We start from the raw sequence: 1,361 nt of genomic DNA on the forward strand, positions 1-1,361 counted from the left end.
TTGACGATGCGTCGCCGTTGAGTTGCTGTGGGTGGCATGGGGCTCGAGGGTGTGAGCGGCGGCCGGAAGCCGTATCGCAGTGATCTGTCCGATGAGCGGTGGGCGTTGATCGAGCCGGTCATCGCGGCGTGGAAGGCGCGGCACCCGTCGGTGTCAGGGCATTCAGGCCGGTATCCGATGCGGGAGATCATCAACGCGATCCTGTATCAGGAGCGGACGGGGTGCGGGTGGGAGTACCTGTCGCACGATCTTCCGCCCCGCTCGGCGGTGTACTACTACTTCGCGGTGTGGCGCGACGACGGCTTGACGCAGACCATCCATGATCTGCTGCGCGGCCGGGTCCGCGAGGTCGCCGGACGGGCCCAGGACCCGTCCGCGGTGGTGATGGATTCGCAGACCGTGCACGCCGCGGCCGGGGTCCCCTCGGCCACCACGGGCCTGGACGCGGGCAAGAAGAGCCGGGGCCGCAAGCGCGGGATCGCCACCGATGCGCTGGGGCTGCTGATCGCGGTGGTGGTGACCGCCGCGAGTGTGCACGACAACGCCATCGGGATCGAGCTGTTGGACCGGGTCGCCATCGACAACCCGGGCGTGCGCACGGCGTGGGTGGACGCGGGTTCAAGAACGCGGTCGCCGGCCACGGCGCCGGGCTGGGCATCACGGTCACCACGGTGCAGCCCGAACCGGGCAGCCGGGGGTTCGTGCCGGTGCCCAAGCGGTGGGTGGCCGAGCAGACCTTCGGCACGCCCATGCTGCACTGGCGGCTGGCCCGCGACTACGAGAAGCTGCCCGCCAGCAGCGAGTCCCACCTGTACTGGGCGGCCACCGACCGGATGACGCGGCGGCTGACCGGCACCACCACCCGCTGGCGCGACACCCAGCCGCTGGCGGCCCCGGCCCCCGAGACCGCCTGGGTCACCGGCGCGGCCGCGTGACCGACCGACCGCCCCCGCCGGTCCCCGAACAACTCCTGCGCCACCTGGCCGGCCACCGTGACACGGCCCGCGCCGAGGTCGACCGGCTCACCGCCGAACTCGCCGACGCCCGGCAGCAGCTGGACCGGCTGGAGACCACGCACCAGACCCTGCTGGAACTCACCGGCACCGCCGATGAACCGCCCCCACCCGCCGGTCCGCCCCTCCCACCCGCCTACCAGGACATCTTGGGCGTCCTGGCCGACCACCCCGCCGGCCTGCGACCCAAAGACATCGCCCTGGCCCTCGACCTGCCCGCCACCAGCAAGAACATCGTCGAAGGCGTCCGCGCCAAACTCAAGCGCCTCGTCGGCCGAGACCTCGCCACTGAACCCGAACCCGGACTCTTCACCACAAAACCGAGCAATCCCTAACAAACAACCCTCT

Annotated in this window: 2 protein-coding genes and 1 pseudogene; 2 read left to right on the plus strand and 1 reads right to left on the minus strand. The window is 71.1% G+C overall.

Going from position 1 to position 1,361, the window contains the following annotated elements:
* Window positions 1–191, minus strand: a 191-nt coding sequence (locus ACTWPP_RS44930) for a hypothetical protein (protein ID WP_443110607.1), incomplete at its 3' end; no start/stop codon positions are given.
* On the opposite strand from ACTWPP_RS44930, the pseudogene ACTWPP_RS44935 reads away from it, so the two are divergent.
* A pseudogene (locus tag ACTWPP_RS44935) lies at window positions 106–935 on the plus strand (IS5 family transposase). The gene ACTWPP_RS44930 and the pseudogene ACTWPP_RS44935 overlap by 86 nt on opposite strands.
* Window positions 932–1,348 carry a hypothetical protein gene (locus ACTWPP_RS44940; protein WP_443110606.1) on the plus strand — a complete coding sequence of 139 codons (417 nt, stop codon included), beginning with the start codon at window positions 932–934 and terminating at the stop codon, window positions 1,346–1,348. Before ACTWPP_RS44935 ends, ACTWPP_RS44940 begins: the two are co-directional and overlap by 4 nt.
* Window positions 1,349–1,361 lie beyond the last annotated feature (13 nt).

It is taken from the genome of Actinomadura sp. 3N407 (genome assembly GCF_052245875.1).
Classification (GTDB): domain Bacteria; phylum Actinomycetota; class Actinomycetes; order Streptosporangiales; family Streptosporangiaceae; genus Spirillospora.